This is a genomic window from Mesorhizobium sp. EU05-FHT14A09 (assembly GCF_058790995.1).
Window position 1 is genome coordinate 155,934 of sequence record NZ_JBYTDF010000006.1, and the last position, 21,279, is coordinate 177,212.

At 62.6% G+C, this 21,279-nt stretch carries 19 protein-coding genes; 11 read left to right on the forward strand and 8 right to left on the reverse strand.

Annotated features, from left to right (window positions below):
• Position 1: 1 nt before the first annotated feature.
• Entirely contained in the window at positions 2-295 is a 294-nt protein-coding gene (locus AC3WTO_RS21210; RefSeq protein ID WP_492462889.1) for a PilZ domain-containing protein, read from the reverse strand.
• Between the two features lie 203 nt (positions 296-498).
• Between AC3WTO_RS21210 and AC3WTO_RS21215 the strand changes: the two genes are divergently transcribed.
• The 5 genes from AC3WTO_RS21215 to AC3WTO_RS21235 all read left to right on the forward strand — a co-directional run bounded on the left by AC3WTO_RS21215 (position 499) and on the right by AC3WTO_RS21235 (position 6,617).
• Complete coding sequence (locus AC3WTO_RS21215; protein WP_492462890.1) at positions 499-1,311, forward strand: FkbM family methyltransferase; 813 nt, start codon at positions 499-501, stop codon at positions 1,309-1,311.
• A 471-nt stretch (positions 1,312-1,782) separates the two neighbouring features.
• Positions 1,783-2,454, forward strand: a complete 672-nt coding sequence (locus AC3WTO_RS21220) for a response regulator (protein WP_492462891.1) — start codon at positions 1,783-1,785, stop codon at positions 2,452-2,454.
• Positions 2,451-3,851 carry a sensor histidine kinase gene (locus AC3WTO_RS21225; protein WP_492462892.1) on the forward strand — a complete coding sequence of 467 codons (1,401 nt, stop codon included), beginning with the start codon at positions 2,451-2,453 and terminating at the stop codon, positions 3,849-3,851. The genes AC3WTO_RS21220 and AC3WTO_RS21225 overlap by 4 nt, the downstream gene beginning before the upstream one ends.
• A gap of 24 nt (positions 3,852-3,875) precedes the next feature.
• On the forward strand, positions 3,876-4,799 hold the full coding sequence (locus AC3WTO_RS21230) for an alpha/beta hydrolase (protein WP_492462893.1): 924 nt from the start codon (positions 3,876-3,878) through the stop codon (positions 4,797-4,799).
• Positions 4,800-4,910: 111 nt separating this feature from the next.
• Positions 4,911-6,617 carry an amidohydrolase gene (locus tag AC3WTO_RS21235; protein WP_492462894.1) on the forward strand — a complete coding sequence of 569 codons (1,707 nt, stop codon included), beginning with the start codon at positions 4,911-4,913 and terminating at the stop codon, positions 6,615-6,617.
• A 56-nt stretch (positions 6,618-6,673) separates the two neighbouring features.
• Here the strand turns inward: AC3WTO_RS21235 and AC3WTO_RS21240 are convergent, their stop codons facing one another.
• The 4 genes from AC3WTO_RS21240 to AC3WTO_RS21255 are packed head-to-tail and all read right to left on the reverse strand — an operon-like array spanning position 6,674 to position 7,513.
• Positions 6,674-6,940: a hypothetical protein gene (locus AC3WTO_RS21240; RefSeq protein ID WP_492462895.1), complete on the reverse strand. Its 267-nt coding sequence runs from the start codon at positions 6,938-6,940 to the stop codon at positions 6,674-6,676.
• On the reverse strand, positions 6,937-7,146 hold the full coding sequence (locus AC3WTO_RS21245; RefSeq protein ID WP_492462896.1) for a hypothetical protein: 210 nt from the start codon (positions 7,144-7,146) through the stop codon (positions 6,937-6,939). Before AC3WTO_RS21245 ends, AC3WTO_RS21240 begins: the two co-directional genes overlap by 4 nt.
• Positions 7,131-7,373, reverse strand: a complete 243-nt coding sequence (locus AC3WTO_RS21250) for a hypothetical protein (protein WP_492462897.1) — start codon at positions 7,371-7,373, stop codon at positions 7,131-7,133. Before AC3WTO_RS21250 ends, AC3WTO_RS21245 begins: the two co-directional genes overlap by 16 nt.
• 2 nt (positions 7,374-7,375) lie before the next feature.
• Positions 7,376-7,513, reverse strand: coding sequence for a hypothetical protein (locus AC3WTO_RS21255; RefSeq protein WP_492462898.1), 138 nt, complete (start codon positions 7,511-7,513; stop codon positions 7,376-7,378).
• 7 nt (positions 7,514-7,520) lie between these two features.
• Between AC3WTO_RS21255 and AC3WTO_RS21260 the strand changes: the two genes are divergently transcribed.
• The 3 genes from AC3WTO_RS21260 (at position 7,521) to AC3WTO_RS21270 (ending at position 9,634) form a co-directional block, all read left to right on the forward strand.
• Complete coding sequence (locus AC3WTO_RS21260; protein ID WP_492462899.1) at positions 7,521-7,928, forward strand: GGDEF domain-containing protein; 408 nt, start codon at positions 7,521-7,523, stop codon at positions 7,926-7,928.
• A gap of 323 nt (positions 7,929-8,251) precedes the next feature.
• Complete coding sequence (locus AC3WTO_RS21265) at positions 8,252-8,908, forward strand: hypothetical protein (protein ID WP_492462900.1); 657 nt, start codon at positions 8,252-8,254, stop codon at positions 8,906-8,908.
• A 288-nt stretch (positions 8,909-9,196) separates the two neighbouring features.
• Complete coding sequence (locus tag AC3WTO_RS21270; protein ID WP_492462901.1) at positions 9,197-9,634, forward strand: VOC family protein; 438 nt, start codon at positions 9,197-9,199, stop codon at positions 9,632-9,634.
• A gap of 803 nt (positions 9,635-10,437) precedes the next feature.
• Here the strand turns inward: AC3WTO_RS21270 and AC3WTO_RS21275 are convergent.
• On the reverse strand, positions 10,438-11,412 hold the full coding sequence (locus AC3WTO_RS21275; RefSeq protein ID WP_492462902.1) for a nucleoside hydrolase: 975 nt from the start codon (positions 11,410-11,412) through the stop codon (positions 10,438-10,440).
• A gap of 352 nt (positions 11,413-11,764) precedes the next feature.
• On the opposite strand from AC3WTO_RS21275, the gene AC3WTO_RS21280 reads away from it, so the two are divergent.
• Positions 11,765-11,995 (forward strand): hypothetical protein, encoded by a 231-nt coding sequence (locus AC3WTO_RS21280; protein ID WP_492462903.1) that lies wholly within the window; start codon positions 11,765-11,767, stop codon positions 11,993-11,995.
• A 48-nt stretch (positions 11,996-12,043) separates the two neighbouring features.
• Here AC3WTO_RS21280 and AC3WTO_RS21285 read toward each other — a convergent pair whose 3' ends face one another.
• On the reverse strand, positions 12,044-13,060 hold the full coding sequence (locus AC3WTO_RS21285) for a helix-turn-helix domain-containing protein (protein WP_492462904.1): 1,017 nt from the start codon (positions 13,058-13,060) through the stop codon (positions 12,044-12,046).
• A gap of 305 nt (positions 13,061-13,365) precedes the next feature.
• Between AC3WTO_RS21285 and AC3WTO_RS21290 the strand changes: the two genes are divergently transcribed.
• Together AC3WTO_RS21290 and AC3WTO_RS21295 are read left to right on the forward strand one after the other, a co-directional pair.
• Positions 13,366-18,495 (forward strand): putative Ig domain-containing protein, encoded by a 5,130-nt coding sequence (locus AC3WTO_RS21290; protein ID WP_492462905.1) that lies wholly within the window; start codon positions 13,366-13,368, stop codon positions 18,493-18,495.
• A 124-nt stretch (positions 18,496-18,619) separates the two neighbouring features.
• On the forward strand, positions 18,620-18,946 hold the full coding sequence (locus tag AC3WTO_RS21295) for a PRC-barrel domain containing protein (protein WP_492462906.1): 327 nt from the start codon (positions 18,620-18,622) through the stop codon (positions 18,944-18,946).
• A gap of 97 nt (positions 18,947-19,043) precedes the next feature.
• On the opposite strand, the gene AC3WTO_RS21300 is transcribed toward AC3WTO_RS21295, so the two are convergent.
• Positions 19,044-21,026: a NosD domain-containing protein gene (locus tag AC3WTO_RS21300; protein WP_492462907.1), complete on the reverse strand. Its 1,983-nt coding sequence runs from the start codon at positions 21,024-21,026 to the stop codon at positions 19,044-19,046.
• Between the last annotated feature and the right edge of the window lie 253 nt (positions 21,027-21,279).

Here is a 21,279-nt window from a genome sequence, read left to right on the forward strand (position 1 = left end):
GTCAGCCGTAGTGAAAACGCGGTTTTGGTCCCGTGCCGGTGAACTGCACGCCGATGCGATCGTTGCGGCGCCAGCGCAGGATGGATTCATAGGCAACGCCGTCGACGGGCACGTAGAGGCTGAAGCGTTCGGGAATGAGTGCGTCGGCCGCCACCTTCAGTTCGGCGCCGTTCGAATGCTGGTTGCGAATGACGCAGGGGATTTCCGAATTGTGGATGCTGGTGATGATCGTAGCCCCTTTGAGCACCCGCTGTCGGTGCTCGCGTTCGCGATGGTTCGTTTCCTGCTCGGACATGACGGTGGGGACTCACGCTGCAGTATTGTTATTTTAGGAAGGGCGCGGGTTACCATCAATGCCACTGCGGGCTGTGTTGGCGATTTGCCGCAAGGGATGGCTAACCGTCCGTCAATGTCCATGCGAATCGTCGCGGCATGCGAAAGCGGTTGAGCTTCGGCAAGCTTGGTGCGATTGGAAAGCGATGCCGGTGGGGATTTGCCGTGAAACTCAGGGATGTGTTTGCTGCGCTCGGCTTCCGCGAAAGCCCGAAAACCTACAGCTACGCGGTGGAGGAGTTCGGGCTGTCGAATGGCGAGCCGGTGCGGTTCGCAGTATGGCAGCATCCCAAATGTGCCGCACCCGAAATCAGTCAGGGCGCGATCGACGAGCTGAAGAGATATCTCGCGCCGGGCGATGCTGTCATCGACGTTGGCGCGCATGTCGGCGACACCACAATCCTTTATGCGCTCGCTGTCGGGCCTGCTGGGCGGGTCTTCGCTGTAGAGCCCAATCGTTATCTCTGGCCGGTCCTGAAGGCCAACGCGTCGCTCAACACGCAAGCCGCGCCGATCGAGATCCTGCCTTTTGCCGCGACTGAGAAACCGTCAAGACTCGTCTTCAACTACAGCGACCCCGGCTATTGCAACGGTGGCGATCTCGATCGCTTCGGCCGGCTTTTCCATGGTCATATGTACCCGCTGGAAGTCGAAGGTTGTAACGTGCTTGCCGAACTCTCCGCCACCAATGCCGACTGGCTGCGGCGCGTTCGCCTGATCAAGACGGATGCCGAAGGCAACGATCATGCCGTGCTTGAGACAATGCGCGAGCTGATCGTCCAGGTGAGACCTTTCATCCTGTGCGAAGTCTACAAGCGCACCTCGGTTGAACAGAGAGCGGCGTTTCTCGCTTTCATGAACGGGCTTGGCTACGATTGTCACCGTTCATGGCCCTACTCCGAGCTCAAGGGGCAACTGCTGGGACCGCAGGATCTCGGCCGCTGGCCGCATTTCGACATGTTCTGTGTGCCCCGATAACCCATCGCCTTGCGGCGTCATTAAGCCGGTTTCCCGTAACATTGCTGCAATGTGGCAACCGGAAACAGGCGGCCAGCGAAATGGGTTTCGAGGTCTGCCATGCGCCTGTTCCATGTCTTATGCCAACCGCCAGCGTGCGACCGCGCGCCGCGCCTGCTGGCGCACGAGCCAGGCGACCCGAATGGGTCGCGCCGGCGATTGAGGCGTCTTGGATGCCTTCTGCGTCCAGGACTTCTGATATGTGTCTGTGTGGTACTTTCAGCCTGCCAGAACACGCGCGATCGTGAGCGCTGCTTGTCCTATGGTTTTGATGACCGCACCTCTGATTTTTCGCGTTGCCTGCAGCGGTTCGACATCGAAAGGGACCGCCGGGACTATCGCTCGCGCGATGGTGAAGAGTATGAGGAATGATCGTGTCGACTGCGGAAAGCCTTCCGGCAGAGGCCGAGTTTCCGGCGGAAATAGCCAACCATGCATGTTCTGATCGTTGAAGATGATCGCGAGCTCGCTTCGTCCTTGAAGACGATCATGGAAGCGGCGATCGGGGTCGCCGACACCTTCGCCTCCATCGCCGAAGCCGAGGCGGCGCTGATCGCCCACAAGTTCGATCTCGTCATCATCGACCGCAGGCTTCCGGACGGTGATGGCCTGTCGTTGCTTCCGGTCTTGCGCCGGCTGCAACCGCGGCCGGCGACGCTGGTCCTGACGGCCCTGGACGATCCCTACGACATCGCGTCGGCCCTGGATAAGGGCGCCGATGAATATGTCGGCAAGCCGTTCGAGCCGATGGAACTGGTCGCCCGCGCCCGCGCTGTCCTGCGTCGCTACAGCCTGGACGTGCTGGGGTCCACCCAGTTCGGCAACCTGGCTTTCGATCTCCACCATCGGCTGGCAAGCGTCGGGCAGAAGGTGCTGGACGTTCCCCGACGCGAACTGGCGATCCTGGAGACGCTGGTACGGCGTGCCGGCCGTGTCGTGCAGCGCGAAACGCTGGAATCCTCCGTCTACAACATCAACGAGGATATCGAATCCAACGCGCTGGATTCGCACGTGTCGCGACTGCGCAGGCGTCTGCGTGAGGCCGATTGCGATGCCATCATCAAGAGCGTGCGCGGCATCGGCTACATGCTGGTTCTGGAATGACCAGCTTGCGCCGGTCGATCGCCTTCCCCGTAGCTGTTCTGCTGATCGTCGGCATGGCGATCGTGATGTTGCTGGGCACCGTGCTGACACTCGCCATCCTGGTCTCGATCAGTGCCGAAGACCGGCTGCAGATCAACACCAGCGAACTTTCCCGCACGTTGAGCGCTGCCATAGTCCATGATGCTGAAGGGCGCCTGGTGCTCGACAGGCAGAAGCTTGCAACAAACATTGTCGCGTTCGCTGAAGCCCAGCCGGCCTACTGGTACGTCATCGAAGATGGCCGGCAGGCAATTTCGCGCGGTATCCAGCCGTCTGAGGCCAGGCGTGTGTTCGACCAGATCCCAATCGAGATCGAATACTCCGAATTCCGTTACCGCCAGGACAACCGCGATATGCTCGCCATCAAGTCGGTTAGCCGGGACGATGGTCTGAAGATTGTCTCCGTTGGCGGGATCGTGCTCTCGAACTGGGAGACCGTTCTCGTCGCTCTCGTGCCGGTACGGTCCCAGGGCCTGTTGCCCCTGTTCGGTCTCATCTTGGTTGCCACCACATCGATTGCGGTCATCATCGTTCGGGGAACGATGGCAAGGCCGGTGCAGCGCGTCGTCCGGTCCGCCGAACAGATCGACGGATTGCCGAATGGCCGCCGCATCTCGGACGCCGACACGCCCAGCGAACTGAAACCGATGGTTGCGGCTTTCAACACGGCGCTGATGCGTATCGACGCCGCCTTTGCGGCGCAGCGCAATTTCCTTGCCAATGCCGCGCATGAACTGCGCACCCCGTTGACCAAGATGCGTCTGAAGCTGGAACAGGTTCCGAATGGCGAACTGCGCGATGCGCTCATCCGCGACACCTCGCATCTCGGCTCCATTGTGACGACGCTGCTCCAGCTTGCACGCCTGTCCGGCCAGTCACTGACTTTTGCGGACACCGATCTTGCCGCTGTCGCCCGGACGGTTATCTCCGATCAGGTGCCGATGGCCCTCAGGCATGGCATCGAGATCGAGCTGAGAGCGCCGGCGCGGCCGGTTTCGCTCCTTGGGTCGGAGGCCGCGATCAAGGTCGCGCTGGAAAATCTGATCCTCAATGCGGTCCGGCACGCCGTTGGCGCGAAATCGATCGTCGTGGCGGTGCTGCCGTCTGTCGAAATCCGCGTCATCGACGACGGGTTGGGCATCCCGATCGACGAGCGAGGCGAGGTTCTGCAGCCCTTCGTGCGCGGCAAGGATTGTGAAGGCGAAGGCACGGGACTGGGGCTTGCCATCGTCGAGCAGATCATGAGCGCGCATGGCGGCACTATCGAGCTCGAGGAAACGGAAGGAGGCGGGCTGACCGTGCGCTTGCTGTTTTCTCCCGATAAGCTCGAAGATGCGCTGGATCGCCCGATTTTCTAGTCCATCCTGTCGAAGGGGAATGTCATGCGGCTTCAGGCGGATACTGGCGAAATATTTCATGCCGGCGGCCGGGTTTTCCCGGTCGGCATGGTCGCGGTGCTCTGGCTGGTTCTGTTGTCCACCTTCGGTTTTGCTCAAGGGCGTGGTTTGGACGCTTTCGAAAAACCCGGCCCATACGCGGTCGGCAAGGCGGGCCAGTCGCTGTGTTGCGACCGGAAGGGCAACAAGGTGGATGTCTATGTGCCGCAGGGGCGAAAGGCGGATGAGATTTTTCCGGTTGTCACCTGGGGCAATGGCACATGGGCTACGCCGGCAAAATACCAGTATCTGCTCAGGCATCTGGCATCGTGGGGTATGATTGTCGTCGCAACCAACGACAGCAGTGTCGGCACGGGTGACACCGTGCTGGATGCTCTCGCCGTGCTGCGGAACAGCAAATTTGCCTCGCTGTCCGACTTCCGCAGGGTCGCTGCCGTGGGACATTCTCAAGGCGCGTCAGGGGCCTTCAATGCGGCCGCTTTTGTGTCCTCCGGCATCAGGACCGCCATCTTGCTGGACTTGCCCGGCCGCGCTTTGTGCAATCAGGACCATTGCGCTTTGATCCCGTTTGCCTTGCGGCGGAACCAGTCTCTGCTTTTCCTGTCGGGTGAGAGGGATCCGCTCTCCTCATCGGCGATGGTGAAGCGGTATTTTGGCGAAGTTCCCGATGGTCGCCTGGCCGCCATGGCCATGGTGGGCGACGCGGACCACAATGATGTCCAGGGGCAGCCGGCGTGCCGTCCCTTCACCATCGGATGTCGCGAGGGCGTTGGCGCATTCCTGCCTTACGTCACCGCGTGGTTGCGCTGGCAATTGATCGGCGATCGGGCCGCCAAGGCGGTCTTCTCCGGGAAAAACGCTGTGTTCGAGCAGGATCATCGGCTCAGGGAAGCGACGATCCGGCAATAGGCGGGCTGGCCCTTGGCCTCGGATATCGCTTGGCATGTGCGAGGCGTGCACTGCATGCTTGTGGCCTGATGGCAAAGCAGCTTAGATCGTGGCGTCCTCGGAGGACCTGAGATGATTGGCATTCATCGTCGCCGATTGCACCTGTCATGGTTGCTTCTGGCTGCTGGTGTGGTGGTGAGCTCGCCTGCCATGGCCAAGACCATGGTACTGACCAACGCCAGCATTCATACCGTCAACCCGAAGGCGCCGAAGGCCGAGGCGATGGCTATCGATGAAAACGGCGTGATCACTGCGGTGGGAGCCACGCAGGATGTGTTGGCTGCCGCCGGCAACGAAGCCGAAGTCATCGATCTCGCCGGCAGGATGGTGCTGCCGGGTTTTCAGGACGCGCATGTCCATCTCGTCGAAGCTGGCGTCAACGAGATCCTGTGCGAATTCGGCCCTTTCGATGAAATCGACGATACCCTGGCGACCGTCGAGGCCTGTGTGAAGAGCAGCAAGACCGACTGGGTGCTCGGATCCGGCGTCAGCATGACCAATCTGCTCGACCAGAGCGACGATCCGGTTGCGCTGCTCGACGAGATTTCGCCCGATCGGCCGGTCTTGATCCTCGACGACATCGGCCACGGCGCCTGGGCCAACTCAGCCGCCTTGCATGCTGCCGGCTATGATACGATCGAGGGCAATCCGCCCGGCGGCATCATTCTGCGCAACAGGAAGACGGGCAAACCGAACGGCGTGGTGCTGGAAAATGCGCAGCAGAAACTGCGCAACCTAGCCTTCCCGGACACGCCTGAAAATGTCGAATTTGCTTATCAGAGCATGCTGCCGACCCTGAGGACCATGGCCGAGAACGGCATAACCAGCGTGAGCGATGCGGGTGGCTTCTGGCCGCAAGGTCACGTCAAGGTCTGGCAAAAAGCGCTGGCCAACGACACGCTGACGGTGCGGGCCTCAAATGCGCTCTACGTTTACCCGGACATGCCTTTCGACGAGCAGATTGCGGCGCTCACCAGGCAGTTCTCGAACGATCGCAGCAGCCTGCTGCGCTTCAACCAGGTCAAGATCTATGTCGACGGCATCCTGGAGCAGCGTACAGGGGCTGTCCTGGAGCCCTACAAGCCGGGCGCCGGCATCGATCATGGTTTCGATCGTGGTTTTCTCTATTTTGATGTCGAGACATTGAACCGCTACTCGAAAGTTCTGTCCGAAAAGGGCTTTCAGCTCCACTACCACGTCACGGGCGACCGTGGCGCGCGGCTTGCCCTCGATGCGATTGCGCAAGCCGATGCTGCGCCCGGACCGCATCGTCTGACCCATCTCTATCTGGTCGACAAGGCCGATCTGCCGCGGTTCAAGCAGCTGGGCGTCGTCGCCGACTTCCAGCTCGCTCCAAGCTCCGTAGACAAGGATTATGTGAAGTTCATCCGCCAGTTCATCGGCGACAGGGCCGACTTCATGATGCCGGCCGGCACGCTCCAGGCCATGGGCGCCGATGTGGTGATGAGCAGCGATTTCGACGCTGACGAGTTGTCGCCATTGGTCAAGATCCAGACAGCGGTTACGCGGGAAAAGGACGGCGCCCCCGATGTCGCTACTGCAATTGCGTGGATGACCATCAATCCGGCCCGGCTGTTGCATCAGGACAGGACGACAGGCTCGATCGAGGTTGGAAAAATCGCCGATATCGCGGTGCTCGACCGCGATATCCTCAAGGTTCCGGTCAAGGCGATTGGCAATGCCAAGGTCGTTGCCACGCTGCTGCAAGGCAAGGCAGTCTTCGATCCCGAAGAGCTGTTCGGCGGTGGAGCGAGATGACCAGCCATTCGTCGAATGGTGACTGTTACAAACGCTTCGTCATTGCTGCTGAGCTGTTATTTCGGCGGCAGCAGTGCCTGGACACCGTTCCAAAGAAGCCATAGCAGACCTGAGACGATCGACAGGATCACGGCCGCGCCGACTTTGCTGGAGACGCCGGCAAGCGCCTGGCGCAGATGCCGAAGGAAGCGGAAGTCCTCCCGTGCTTCGAACTGGTGTTCGGGTTCGTCGACGCGCAATCCCGCTGCGGATAGCTCCTCGCGGATGGCTTCCTTGACGATGCGCTTGAGTTCATCCGGATCGATGGCAACGCGTCTGATCATGGCGTCCATCCGCACCATTGCTCGCCCAGGGCATTGTGCAGGTTGATCTCGTCCAGCACGCGCCGGGGCATTTCTGGTGTGGCGTCCCGGCGCGGCGAATTGTGGTCGCACCAGATGGAGCGAGGATTGGACGGCAGCGCGCCGCCCGATCTGGAGACGCAGCCGGCGAGTGTCAGCGCGACGAGGATGATCAGCGCTTTGCCCATCGCATGGCCTCCTTGTGCGCTTCGTCGTCCCGCATGACTGCGGCTCGTTGCTCGGCGGTGGTCGCTTCGCGCTGCATTTCAAGGCGATCCTCGGCGGCCGCCAGTTTCTCGCGTGCCTGGCGCGCGCGCTCGGCGTTGACGCCAGACTGTCGCAGTTTCCAGCCGCCGAAAACGGCGATGACCGCGGCGACGATGGCCGGCCAGTGCTGCAAGGCGAGCGCCAGCATCGTCAGAGCTTCCAGCCGAACCGGCGCGCCAGAAAATAGCCGAACTCGGTGGCTGCGCCCACCAGCGCCGTTGCCGCGATCGTCGCGGCCGTCACCACATCGGGATCGTTCGAGAGCTGCTCGCCGATCTGATATCGCACGCTTGCCGTGCTCGACCTCGACCACTTCAAGGCGGTCAACGACGTCCACGGCCATGTGGTCGGCGACGCCGTGCTGAAAGCCGTTGCCGAAGCGCTCCACGCCGACCCGCAGGTTCATGCCTTCCGCCTCGGCGGCGAGGAATTCGTGCTGCTGGTGCGCGGAGACGATGCCCACGCCCGGGCCGAGCGCCGGCGCCAGGCGATCCCGGCCATCGTCGCCAACACCGTCCCGGGCCTCGGCCGCCCCGTCACCGCCAGCATGGGCATGATGGATGCATCGCAGGATCCGACCTTCGCGGCGCTCTACAGGGAAGCCGACAAGCTGCTCTACAGCGCCAAACTCGCCGGCCGCAACCGCACCGCGTTGGGCGGAAAGGATGCACCCTTCGACCCCGTCCAGGCCATCGCCGTCTAGATTCGGCAACCAGAACTTGGCGCTCATCCGCAATGACGGGGACGCTACGATCAACGCCATCGCGAACAAACGCCAACCAGGAACGTCGGCGTCATCCACGACGCTGAGGATTGGCCGGAGCACTCCCCACCACCGTCATCCTCGACCTCGCAGGGAGCGAAGCGAGCGGAGAGTGTCGGGAGCCGGAACGGTGACGAAGGCACAACGCCCCAGACCACCAATCAGGCTTGCATCGCCATGCCCGAAAGCCTCCTGACAAACGGGGGTGTCCGCTGTTCATACACGTGCTTAGACTGCACGCAGCACATGCACAGGATGCCTGAATGGCAAAGACCTCCAGCCCGACCGGCCTGCGCCAGTTCCTCTCCCCTGAACAGCAGCAGGAGTGGCGGGACGGCAAGGCCGAGCTGCCGGACGCGACCGAGCGCGCCGAATCCCTCGAACATCGCTTCAAATACGCCGCCCGTTTCGAGAAGCTGCTGCGTCGTCCGCAGGGCAGGCCGGTGCTGGAGTTGCTGACGCTCTACGGTCCGGCCTGCATTCCGATTCCTCGCCGGACCGAGCGTTATTACTGGTCGGTGTCCTGCCTGCCGTCGACCTCGGACAAGCCGCTCGTCCGCGTCAATGCGAGCTGGATGGAACTGTTCACGATTTACGCCGACGGCGAGGATGTCCGCGCTCGCTTCATCCTGCATCTTTCGGATTTCACCATCGATGGGTCGGCCACGCCAAACCTGATGGATCAAGCCTTCCTCGAACAGAGCGTCGCCAGGCCGGAGGATGTCAGCTGGTTTTTCCCGAGCGGCCCCGACATGTTCATCGTCAAGCTGCGCGGCGCGGCCTCGATCCGCCAGTTCATCGCCAATCCCCGCGCCTTGCGCGCCATCCGCACCTTCAACCTTACCCACATGAACCGCGGCCGCAACGCCTACCAGGCGAGCCACAGCTACAGCGTCGCCGACCACATGCTGCCGGATTGAGCCTTCACGAACGGCCCCGGCGCCTTTGACCATCGGGCCCAGAGCATGATCCCAAAAAGTGGGAACCGGTTTTTGGATAAGATCATGCTCCAGCAGAGGACTGGCATGATCCCAAAAAGTGGGGGCCGGTTTTTGGATAAGATCATGCTCCAGCAAAGGACTGGCATGATCCCAAAAAGTGGGAACCGGTTTTTGGAAAAAGATCATGCTCCAAACAAGGAGAGATATGATCCCAAAAAAATGGGAACCGGTTTTTGGAAAGATCATGCTCCAAACAAGGAGAGACACATGGCACTCAAGCGCATGGACAATATCGGCATCGTCGTCGAGGACCTCGGCAAGGCGATCGAGTTCTTTCGCGAGCTCGGCCTTGAGCTCGAAGGGCGGGCGACGATCGAGGGCGAATGGGCGGGGCGTGTCACCGGGCTCGGCGACCAGCATGTCGAGATCGCCATGATGCGCACGCCCGATGGCCATAGCCGGCTCGAACTCTCCCGTTTCATCGGGCCCGCCGTCGTCGCCGACCATCGCACCGCCCCGGTCAACGCGCTCGGCTACCTGCGCGCCATGTTCACCGTCGACGACCTCGACGACACGCTGGAGCGATTGCGCAAGCATGGTGCGCAGCTCGAAGGCGAGGTCGTCGACTACCAGGACGTCTACCGCCTCTGCTACATCCGCGGCCCGGAAGGCCTGTTGATCGGCCTGGCGCAGGAACTCAAATAGGGCTGCTCTCGTTTCGGAAATCACCTGCCGCGCTTCGGTTGCGCGGCGGCGAACCCCAACTTCCGTCATCCTCGACCTCGGAGCGACCGCAGGGAGCGCAGAGTGTCGGGGATCCATTCCGGAACGGTGAAGAAGGGAGGGCGGTCCAGACCAGCCATCAGTTTTTACTAGCTCGGCCAGGACCAGTTCCATTCACCCGGGTTCCGGAATGGATCCCCGACACTCTCAGTCGCTTCGCTCCCTTCGAGGTCGAGGATGACGGGGTTGCATTTTGGCCGGCGCTAACTGGCACCGTAGCGCGCCGCATTATCGGCAGGCCGGTGTCTCACATCAGAGATCTGTCGTCCCTATGCAACGGCGTCTTCCCGGGTGGCCGGCTACGCTTCGGTTTCGCGGCGGTTAGTGAGTTCCGTCATCCTCGACCTCGGAGCGACCGCAGGGAGCGCAGAGTGTCGGGGATCCATTCCGGAACGGTGAAGAGGGACGGCGGTCCAGACCAGCCATCAGTTTTTACAAGCTCGGCCAGGACCATTCCGGAACGGGACTTCGTCTTTCGAGCAACCGTCAGCGCTGCCCCTCACCTGCCTGCCGGCATCCTCTCCCCGTAAACGGGGCGAGGAACGCTCGCGCGGACGCTTTGGCCAGTCGCCAGCGTTGCAGAAAGGAACGCCATCGCTGCGGTCAGCTTCCTTCTCCCCGTTTACGGGGAGAAGTGCCCGGCAGGGCGATGAGGGGCGGCACCAGCAGTTGAAGTGCGGCTCCCGTCAGTTGAGCCATCAAGCTCCCAACCGCCCCCATCCCGCTCACCCCTTCCGCGCGCTCAGCCGCTCCAGTGTGTCAACGATCAGATCGCAGAATTTGGCATGGTCGAGTTTCATCGCCACGGTGTGGCGGAAGTTCACCTGCTCGCTGGCCGTGCCGCCGAAATGGTGCATGCCGCCCATCCTCTCGAAGTTGCACACCGTCATGCCCTTGCTCCACCGGCCAGCGATCTCCACGCGGATGTCGGCCTTCTCGGTGGTGAACACGCTCGGGTCGATCAGTGCCGCCACGCAGCAGGCATCGTGCACGGCGGGATAGTCGATCTGCAGCAGGCCGCCATGCGTCGTCGCGATGAAGTCCCAGATGTCGAGGATGAACTGGCTGATCGGCCCGCCGACGGCGCGCACCCTGTCCTGCAGGTCCGGCGTCGCCAGCGCCTGGTGGGTCAGGTCCAGCCCCACCATGGTCACGTCCCAGTTGGCGCGGAACACCACGTCGGCGGCTTCCGGGTCGCCATAGATGTTGAACTCGGCCGCCGGCGTGATGTTGCCGCGCGTGTAGCTGCCGCCCATCGCCACCACCCGCTTCACCCGCTCGATGATGCGTGGCTCCTTGCGCACGGCGAGGCCGATATTGGTGTAGGGACCGACCGGCACCAGCGTCACCGTTTTCGGCTCATGCGCCATCACCGTATCGATGATGAAATCCACGCCATGGCGCGTGTCGAGCTCGAACGAGGCCGGCGGCAGAACCGGCCCGTCCAGGCCGGTCTCGCCATGGATCTCGACGGCCAGCACCTGCTCGCTCAGCATCGGCCCCGGCGACCCCTTCGCCACCGGCACCTTGATGCCATAGGCGGTGCAAACCGACAGCGCGTTGCGCGTGGTGTTCTCGACATTGTGGTTGCCGGAAACGGTGGTGATGCCGAGCAGGTCGATGTTCGGATTGCCGGCCGCCAGCAGGATGGCGATGGCGTCGTCGTGCCCGGGGTCGCAGTCCAGGATGATCTTTTCCAAAGGGCACCTCGCTGTGCGTTGCTGCAACTAGAGACTATCGCGATTGGCAGCGTCAAGGTTCGACAGGCAGCCATCCCGCCTGCTGGTCTAACGTCGACTGTCCGCGCCGCCCCTCACCTGCCTGCCGGCATCCTCTCCCCGTAAACGGGGCGAGGGGCGCTTGCGTCGACGCTTTCGCCAGTCGCCAGCGTTGCAGAAGGAACGCTGTCGCTGCGGTCAGCCTTCTTCTCCCCGTCACTATACGGGGAGAAGTGCCCGGCAGGGCGATGAGGGGCAGCGCTAGCGATCGAAGGTGCCCCCCTTCCATCCCTACCCGCATTGCCCCAGGCCTCACCCGCCGCTATCAGCGGGCATGAAATCCGCAATCATCCTCATGGTCGTCGGTGCGCTCATTTTCGGCGCCACCTTTGCCGGCTGGTATCTGCTCAACGCCTTCGCCTGCGGCATGAGCCCGACCGGCTGCACCGGCTTCTCGCTGAAATGGCACGACTGGGAAGCCTTGCAGCTCTTCGTGCCCACCTTCGTCCTCGGCGGCGCGGTCTTCATGTTCGGCCTGTGGCGGGCGGTCAGGGCGAGGGGCTGAGCCGCTGCGCCATTGCCACAACCTCGCCGCGCGTTGTCGGCGCGGTCGCTACGCGCGGACCGGTCGTGGCCGGGTGGCGACATCCACCCACCATTGATTGACGACTTCGGGGCTGGTCAACTGGGTGTGCAGGGATGTCTCGAGCTGCAACCGGCGATAGTCGCTTGCGGTGACACCGAAACGCTGGCGGAAGGCGCGACTGAAATGCGCTTCGCTGTTGAAGCCGAGATCGGTTGCGATACGCGTCAGCTTGCGGGTTTCGAGCGGATCGCTCAACGCCGCGCGCACGGCAATCAGTCGGCGCTCCTGGATAGAGCGCATGACGCCGCCATGCGGGGCAAATACCCGGTAGAGCGAGGCGCGCGAAATGCCGAGCCCGTCGGCCAGGAAGTGCGGAGACAGCTTGCCGGTGGCGAGATTGTCGCGGATGATCGATTGCGCCAGCGACAGCAGGTCGTCGTCGGCATTGCGCGTGGTCCTGTCCGGGAGTTCCGACTGCGTGAACAGGCGCTTCAGGAAATCCGCCGTCTCGGCAACGGTGGCGTCGACCTCGTCCTCGGCGATCTGCATGCTGCGCTCCTGCAGCGAGCGGATGTGTGCGGCAAGCAGCTCGTTGCGGGCTGCATCGAGCCGGGCTTTCAGGCTGCCTGGCTCCATGTCAGGCAGCATTGTCCGGGGTACGACGAGCGAGACGGTGTTGGAGGCGAACGCCCGCGTCCGCACCTCGTGGGCGAGGTCGATCACCGCCACTTTGCCAGGCCCGATCGAGGTCTGCTCGCCTGAAATCATCCCTGTGAAACCACCGCTCAGATAGAGGTGCAGCAGGATGTGACCGGGGGTGACGGCAATGCGCTCCGCATCGCGCAGGAAAGCCTGCGGCTCGAATGCCACCTTGGCGATGACCATGTCGCCCAGGATCACGCCATTGGCCGATCCGGTCGGCAGGCTTTTGCTTCGCGTCCATGGCCGCGGTTCGAACAGCGGTGACAGCACCGCGCTCCACGTCGCGAAGGCCGTCTCCGGGTCCAGCCCGGCCGTCACATAATAAAGTCTCGGTATGGTCATGCGCGGATAAAGCTTCCCCCAGTCATGCCTATAAGCCACCAGGCAAGGCGGCGACATCTCTTTCGAAACGGCAGCGCCATTTCGGACGGATACCCTGGCTCAACGCGTCTCGCTGCTTCCCCGTTCCTGAAAATTGCGTCGCCTGGATGTTCGATATTTCGCGAAACGATTGATCGAGCGTCTCAAAGCAATGGCTTTTCACGAAGCTGGTCCCTTGGGCTTGCTGACTCCCTGCCGGACTCGTGTTTCAAGCAGCCATCGGATGGGGATCCGGGCGCGATTGCGGCGAGTGCTGGGTGGTTCAAGTGCTTGTTTTGAATGACGTTGCCGCTTGCGGCCAGCGTGCGGCACGGCTGTGCCTTGCTTTACGCACAGGCCTTGCGATGTGCATCGCGCTTTTCTGCCTGCTGGTTTCGTCGCCGGCCGCCTTCTCGCAATCGGCCACCCTCACCATTTCGCCGGCTACCTACACCGGCGCCGGCGTCACCATGACCTATTCGATCAGGATCACCCCGGGCTCCGTCAACATACGATCGATCAACGCCGCCAGCTCCAACATCAAGGGCGTGCCGATCACCTGCGACGCCATTCCGCCCAGCGGCTTCGTCATTCCGTTCAACTGCAGGGGCAGCTATGTGACCACTGCCACGGACAACACCACCGGCCAGTTCGGCGACAACATCCGCTTCACCGGAACCCGCACCGGCGGCAATTTCGACTTCACCACCAACTACGCCACCGCGACGAAACAGGGCGGAGGCGGTACCTCCACCACCGTCTCTTCATCGCCCAATCCAGCCTTGCCTGGAGAGACGGTGCTGATCCGTGCCAGGGTGTCGTCGCTCGGCTGCGATGCGGGCCAGGCGCCCAGTGGTTCCGTCAAGATCACCGTCGGTCCGCAGTCGACGACCGTCGGGCTGAATTACACCCGGCCCAATCGCGTCGGCGACTCCTATGCCGATTTCTCGACCGCGACGCTGCCTGTCGGCAACCACGCGGTCACCGCCGAGTTCCTGGGCAACGCCGTCTGCGACAAGAGCACGGCAACCGGCTCCAACCAGATCGTCAACACACGGCCCAATGTCACCGTCAACAATGCCGCCGGCCAGGCGAGCCCCACCGGCACCTCACCGGTCAGCTTCACGGCCGTCTTCGAGCGGGCGGTGACAGGGTTCTCCCGAACCGGCGTCCAGCTCTCCGGAACCGCCGGCGCCACCACCGCCACCGTCACCGGTTCCGGCACCACCTACACAATCGCCGTCAGCGGCATGACGCGGAGCGGCACGGTCGTCGCGACGATTCCCGAAGGCGTGGCCAGCGCTTCGGGCCTCACCAACCTTGCATCGACCAGCACCACCAATTCGGTCGATTTCGTCGTCATCTCGGTCAGCCCGGTCACCTTGCCCAACGCCGCCTACAACACCAGCTATGCGCAGGCGCTTTCCGCGACCGGCGGCACCGAGCCCTATGCCTTCGCCTTGCACAGCGGCACGCTGCCCACAGGCATGTCGATTTCGAACGGACAGATCTCGGGCACGCCGACGCAGAGCGGTACCTTCAACTTCGTCGTCCGCGCCACCGATGCCAATGCGATTGCGTCGACCCAGGCAATGACGCTTGTCGTGACGCCGCCGGCCATCGCGGTGGCGCCGCCGACGCTCTCCGCCGCAACCGTCGGCCTTCCCTACACGCAGACGCTGTCGGCCTCCGGCGCCATCGCACCTTATCGTTTCACACGCACCGGCGGCGCACTGCCTGCGGGGCTGCAGCTGGACGAACAGAGCGGAACGATCAGTGGAACGCCGATTGCCGGCGGATCCTTCGGCTTCACCGTCACGGCCGGCGACGCCAACAACCAGAACGGCGCCCGCCTTTATACGCTCACCGTCGATCCGGCCGCGATCGTCCTGCCGGCAACGACGCTGGCCAACGGCGTCGTCGGTACCGCCTATTCCGCCATGATCAATCCGGCCAGCGGCGGCACCGCGCCCTATACATACGCCGTCACCAGCGGCGCCCTGCCATCCGGCGTGGCGCTCGGCAGTGGCGGACAGATTTCGGGGACGACCACGACGCCCGGTATTTATGATTTCACGGTCACGGCACGGGACAGCAGCAGCGGCACCGGTCCCTATACCGGCACGCGCAGCTACCGGTTGACCGTCACCGACATCCCGCCCGTCGCCAACCCGGCCTCCGCCACGGTCGCCTACGGCAGCGTCGCCAACACGATCACGCCCGGCCTGGGCGGCGGCGGCGCGACATCCGTCGCCGTTGTGTTGCCTGCTGCGCACGGAGTGGCGCTTCCGTCAGGCACATCGATCACCTATCAGCCGGCTGCGGGCTATGCGGGTCCCGATTCCTTCACCTACACCGCCAGCAACGAGGCCGGGCCATCGGCGCCGGCAACGGTCAGCATCACCGTCACCCCGCCGACGCTGGTCGTCGCGCCCACTGGTTCATTGTCGGCGCAGGCCGGCAGGCCTTTCGCGCAGACCTTCACCTTCACGGGCGGTGCGGCACCCTACACGCAGGTCGCGGTAACCGGGCTCCCGGCGGGTCTCGGCGTCAGTGGCACCGGCGCGAACAGCGTCACCATTTCGGGGACACCGACCGAAGTTGGCAGCTTCCAGCTCGCCGTGTCGGCGACCGATGCCAGCACCGGCACCGGGCCTTTTCCGGTCAGCGGCAATGCCACGCTTCAGGTGGCGGCGCCGACGCTGGTACTGTCGCCGGCCGGCGGTGGCATCGCGCTGCGTTATGGCGAAACCTTCTCGCAGGCCTTCACGGCATCCGGCGGCTCCGGCAGCTTCAGCTACGCGGTGAGCGGAACATTGCCGGCCGGGATGACCTTCTCCGGCGATACGCTGAGCGGCACGCCGACGCAGCCCGGAACCTACCCCATCAGCATAACGGCGACCGACGGTACGACCGGCAGCGGCGCACCGTTCAGGGTTTCCGACAGCTATTCATTGACGGTTGCCGCACCGAACCTCGGCCTCACGCCGTCCGCCCTGGCGGACGCGACGGCCGGCACGAATTATTCGGCTTCCCTTTCCGCCAGTGGTGGCGTCGCACCCTATGCTTATGTGCTGCAGTCGGGCCGACTTCCCGATGGGCTTACTTTCGTCGAAGGAACGATCTCCGGCACGCCGACCGAGGCGGGTTCGTTCCCGCTGACCGTGCAGGCAACCGATGCGCATGGGCAATCAGTCAGCGCCGGCTACGTCCTGACCGTTCGCGTTCCGATGCTGGGCCTTGCCCCGGCAAGCCTGCCGCAGGGCACTTCGGGTGCTGCTTACAGCCAGGTCATTTCGGCCACCGGCGGCATCGCCCCTTACCGCTATGCCCTGTCGGGAAGCCTGCCCTCGGGCATCGGCTTTGACCCTGGCACCGGCGACCTGCGCGGCACGCCGACGCAGGCCGGGTCGTTCGCGATTTCGGTCGAGGTCACCGACAGCACCGGCGGGACTGCGGCAAAAGCCACGCAGGGCTACACGCTGGTCATCGCCGCGCCCGCAGTGACCGTCACCCCGGCCAGCCTGCCTGGCGGTATGCAGGGGATAGCCTACACCGCGACCGTCCTGGCGAGCGGTGGCGTCGCGCCTTACACCTACCAGGTCTCGGGCAGCCTGCCGGGAGGCGTCGGGCTCGACAGCGCCACCGGTGTGCTCAGCGGCACGCCGGACAAGGCCGGCACCTTCAATTTCGCGGTGACGGCCATCGACAGCACCACGGGGACACCCGGCACCAGGACGGTGAATTATTCCCTGGTGATCGCCGATGGTGTGCCGACCGCTACCGCCGATGCAGCCCACACGATGGGCGGCAAGCCGGTCGACGTCGATGTCACGAAAAACGACGCAGGTTCCATCACCTCGATTGCGATATCGCGTGCTCCGGCAAATGGCACGACAAGCATTTCCGGATTTGTCATCACCTACACGCCTGCCGCGACTTTTTCCGGCACGGATACGTTTGACTATGTGGCGAATGGGCCGGGGGGCCCGTCGGGGCCGGCAACAGTGACGATTACGGTCGATCCATTGCCGGTCCCGGCATCACAAAGCGCCTCCGTCGTGGCGGGCCAGCCAGTCATGATCAGTCTGGCCAGGATGGCAGCCGGCGGACCATTCAAGGCTGCGACATTGAGATCGGTGACGCCGGAGAATTCCGGCACGGCCGTGCTGAACGGCCTCGATCTTTCCTTCACGCCCGACGCGCGCTTCAGCGGCGCCGTGGCGGTCACTTACACGCTGACCAATGATTTCGCGACCTCGGCGCCGGCAACCGTCACGATCGCGGTTCAGCCGAGGGTCGATCCCACCACCGATCCGGAAGTAACCGGCGTGATGGCGGCACAGGCCCAGGCGGCGCAGCGTTTCGCGGCATCGCAGGTCGGCAACTTCCAGCAACGTCTCGACAGCCTGCATGACGACGACGCCACGCGGCCGCTCGAAGAAGGGCTCGGCTTCGTCCAGGGCATCATGCTGGGCTACGACACCGTCTGCCGGCCAATGCAACCCGATTGTGCCCTGCAGGCCAAGCCCGATCTGGCCGCTCCATTCAAGAGCGCGTTCGGCGAAGTCGCACCAGGCAGCGGTCGTCGCACTCGCTTCACACTCTGGACGGGAGGTTCCATCACCGTCGGCAAGCACGAGGGCGATGCCGGCTATGAATTCACCACCACCGGCCTCAGCACCGGTATCGATTATCGCCTGAACCACGACCTCACGCTCGGCGTGGGGGTCGGTTATGGCCGTGACGACACCGACATCGGCGACCAGGGCAGCCGCAGCAAGGGCGAGAGCTACACGTCCGTCGTCTACGCCAGCTACCATCCGGGTGAGGTGTTCTTCATCGACGGCCTGGCCGGTTATCAATGGCTGAACTTCGATTCGCTGCGTCACGTCACGCAGAACGGAAATTTCGTCACCGGCAGCCGTGACGGCGGACAGTGGCTGGCCTCGGTCTCGGCAGGCGCCAGGCTCCAGTTCGATCAGTGGCGCATCACGCCTTACGGAAGGCTGGATGTGGCGAAGGCGACGCTCGGCGGCTACACGGAAGCCGGTGACGTGCTCTACGCGCTGCGTTATGGCGAACAGGACATCAGCAGCAAGACCGGCAACATCGGTCTCACGCTGGACTACAAATACCCGGTCGGCTTCGGCTCCATCACCCCGAAGCTGCGGCTCGAATATCAGCACGATTTCGAATCGCGCAGTTCGGTCACCTTGAATTATGCCGACATCTTCGCGGGGCCGGGTTTCACGGCTTCCGCCGATGGAACGGCGAGGGATCGTTTCCAGCTTGGCCTTGGCCTGGATATCCAGACCATGCAGGACCTGTCCCTGCGCTTGGAATATCGCGGGCTGTTCGGCAACCGAAGCAACGCCAGCCATGGTTTCATAATCAACGCCGGCGCAAAATTCTGAGAGGCAGCTGGCAATTCGTTCGCAGGGTCAGGGGAGGGCAACCGGCAGATTTTCGGAACACACGATCGGTCCAACGGTTGGGGTTGTCTGTACCCGAAGGGACAACGTCCGAAAGGAGACAACCATGGACCACACCAATCATGTCCGTCTCACCGCGGCTGAAATCAATTCTGCCACCTTGGCCGGCGTCACCGTCTATGGCCTGGACGATGCCAATCTCGGCGCCATCTCCCATGTCCATGGCGCCGGTCGCGAAAGCGAGGTCATCGTCGATGTCGGCGGTTTCCTCGGCATCGGCACCAAGCCGGTGGCGCTGCGCGCCAGCCAACTCGATCTGATGCGCGATGAAGACGGCGAGGTTCACGCCGTCACCGCCTTCACCGAAGACCAGCTCAAGCAGATGCCCGAGCACCGCGAGCCCGACGGCGGCGCGCCCTGGCCGGCATCCTGACACGCAGAAAGCCGCCCGTGAGGGCGGCTTTCCGTACGGCGGGCGAGTCCGATGTACCTGACGAGAGCCACCGAGTGGTCCCGTCTCAGTGACTTATTTAGCCGGTGGTTTTGATCACGCGCTTGCCGCCAAGGATCGACGCCAGTGTTGCAACCGAGTGGCCGATATTGGGCGCACCAGTCCCGGTTATCGTATATTGCGTACTCCACGATGCGAGAGTGAACAGCGGATCATTCTGCGCGGCATTGTAATACTGGGAGAAATGATTGCCGAACTGGTAGCCGATTGCTCCATCGATCCGGAATTTTTTGTTTGTGGGCGTACCGTAAGTACCTTCAATGTCCCAGCGCAGCCGTGGATCGCTACCCCATGCAAGGTAGTCACCCGCTGCGTCGGTGGCGGAGACATCCCCGATTGTTTGGAAGAAGAGGCCGTTATTCCTGAAGAAGACCTGCGGATTTGTGGCGTTTTCAGGAGGCGAATTACCGTCTGGGGCGCTGAGAACAATTGGTGTTTTTTCGTGCAGACCACCGCCTGAAAGGGCACAATTCCACAAACGATTGTTCTCGATAGCCGTCGTCTTTGCGATTGAGAGAAGAATAGCCTGACGCTTGCTCGTCCAGATGTCGTTGTTGGTAATCGCCCCGCAGAAATCGCTACCGAAGATTCCGTAGTCTGGGTTTTGGATGTTGTTGCCGACAACCGTCGCCTTCCAGCAACGGTGCAGATACAGGCCGATGACGCAACTCTCAAAGCTGTTTCCGGAAAAGACGTACCCTTCCGACCAGATGTTGTAGGGATACACCAACGACGCTGCGATGATGCCGATGCCGCCGCCGCAATCCCGGAATACGTTGCCGGACCACACACCGCTGGTGCGGCGAAAGCGTGGATGCACCTTCCAGTATTGCGTGGAGAGATCCGCGCCCCCTGGCGAATACTCCGACGTGCAGATCCAAAGGATCGAGTAGCGGCGGGCGATGTCGCCGACCTTGTACGATGGTTTGTTGGGATCATATAGCTCGCCGATCTCCGTGCCGGCGCGGTTCTCGAATTGCATCTTGTAACCAAGCTGGCGACAGCCGTCGAAGACGTTGCCGACAATGTCGTGGCCGTCGCTATCACTGTCATAGATGTGGTGCTGGCCTGGCGTTTCGCCGAAGTAATTTCCGTGCAGGATAATTGCCTTATTCAGGATGGTTCGGACACAGATCGAATGCCATCGGATGCGCGAGTTTTGGATTTCCAGGGTTTGCTTCCAGGCGGTGCCATTGGCGCTGTAGTCTGACGGGATGTGGTAGATGGCGGCGTCTTCGCCGTTCCCCTGATGCCCGTCCTGTATCGGCCGATTGTATTTTGGACCGAGACCGACGAGATCGAGATCCCGGCATTTCAGAGAAGTGACGCCAAAGCAGTGAATGTCGCGGCCTGCGTGATTGTGGGTTGCCACGTTGCGGACATCGACTTCCTCGATGTTTTTCGCATAAATCGCGGCCACGGCATTTCCGCTCGAACTGTTGAAATTGATCTCGTCCGGAGTCAGTCCTGCATCGATCTGTGTTTGTGCGTAGCCGATCGCGGTGAGGCCCGAGACCTTGAGCTTCCCTCCCTGCTGCACAAACTTGAAGGTCTTCGAGAGGCGGCTCATCTGCCTGACTTCCGTACCCCCCGTTCCGGAGATCTCGATGGTCTGGAAATTCGTGAAGCTCTGGTCATCGAACTCCACTCCGGTTCCGTTGAGTCGATAGGTTTGAGACGGCATTTCGATACGGAGGGAGCCACCGCGTGCGTTCGCCACGGACACGAGCGCCCTCCAGGCTACCGTGTCGCCAGCGACGTTGACGCCTATCTGGCCGAATTGCTCTGGACGCAAACAATCACTGGCGAATTCATACCAGGCGCCGTTTCCATTCTGAAATTTGCCTTGGTGCGCCGGTTGAACCGCCGCCAGTTTATAGGTCGAACCGCTGCCGGGCTGCTGGGCGGCGTTGTAAAAGGCGATTGTGTAGAAAGTCGGATTGCCAACCGGTGTGTCGGCTTGAGCTTCGGCGATCGTTGCCTTCAGCGTTTGATCTGACATCGCAGAATCCTTTGTCGCGTTGGTTTTTTTGGGGGGGAGAGTTCTGAGCGTGAATGCCTGCGGCAGGCCCGAGATGCTGCCTCTGGTGCCGCCGCCAGCTCCCGTTTTCGATCAAGCCCAATGTGCTTTGCGGAGGCCGCGATAGCGGGAGACACATCAATTGGAGATTTGAAGGCGCAGCTTCGCTTCACGTCGGCGGTGAGAACCGACATTGCTCCGGCAGGTGGCACGAAGGCCCCGCTCTTGGCGAGCA

Bases quoted from the DNA above. Each gene is read 5' to 3' on its own strand.
- AC3WTO_RS21235 (WP_492462894.1), top strand. From the start codon at position 4,911: ATGATTGGCATTCATCGTCGCCGATTGCACCTGTCATGGTTGCTTCTG.
- AC3WTO_RS21250 (WP_492462897.1), bottom strand. From the start codon at position 7,373: ATGCTGGCGCTCGCCTTGCAGCACTGGCCGGCCATCGTCGCCGCGGTC.
- AC3WTO_RS21230 (WP_492462893.1), top strand. From the start codon at position 3,876: ATGCGGCTTCAGGCGGATACTGGCGAAATATTTCATGCCGGCGGCCGG.
- AC3WTO_RS21270 (WP_492462901.1), top strand. From the start codon at position 9,197: ATGGCACTCAAGCGCATGGACAATATCGGCATCGTCGTCGAGGACCTC.
- AC3WTO_RS21220 (WP_492462891.1), top strand. From the start codon at position 1,783: ATGCATGTTCTGATCGTTGAAGATGATCGCGAGCTCGCTTCGTCCTTG.
- AC3WTO_RS21280 (WP_492462903.1), top strand. From the start codon at position 11,765: ATGAAATCCGCAATCATCCTCATGGTCGTCGGTGCGCTCATTTTCGGC.
- AC3WTO_RS21210 (WP_492462889.1), bottom strand. From the start codon at position 295: ATGTCCGAGCAGGAAACGAACCATCGCGAACGCGAGCACCGACAGCGG.
- AC3WTO_RS21265 (WP_492462900.1), top strand. From the start codon at position 8,252: ATGGCAAAGACCTCCAGCCCGACCGGCCTGCGCCAGTTCCTCTCCCCT.
- AC3WTO_RS21240 (WP_492462895.1), bottom strand. From the start codon at position 6,940: ATGATCAGACGCGTTGCCATCGATCCGGATGAACTCAAGCGCATCGTC.
- AC3WTO_RS21245 (WP_492462896.1), bottom strand. From the start codon at position 7,146: ATGGGCAAAGCGCTGATCATCCTCGTCGCGCTGACACTCGCCGGCTGC.
- AC3WTO_RS21225 (WP_492462892.1), top strand. From the start codon at position 2,451: ATGACCAGCTTGCGCCGGTCGATCGCCTTCCCCGTAGCTGTTCTGCTG.
- AC3WTO_RS21285 (WP_492462904.1), bottom strand. From the start codon at position 13,060: ATGACCATACCGAGACTTTATTATGTGACGGCCGGGCTGGACCCGGAG.
- AC3WTO_RS21300 (WP_492462907.1), bottom strand. From the start codon at position 21,026: ATGTCAGATCAAACGCTGAAGGCAACGATCGCCGAAGCTCAAGCCGAC.
- AC3WTO_RS21295 (WP_492462906.1), top strand. From the start codon at position 18,620: ATGGACCACACCAATCATGTCCGTCTCACCGCGGCTGAAATCAATTCT.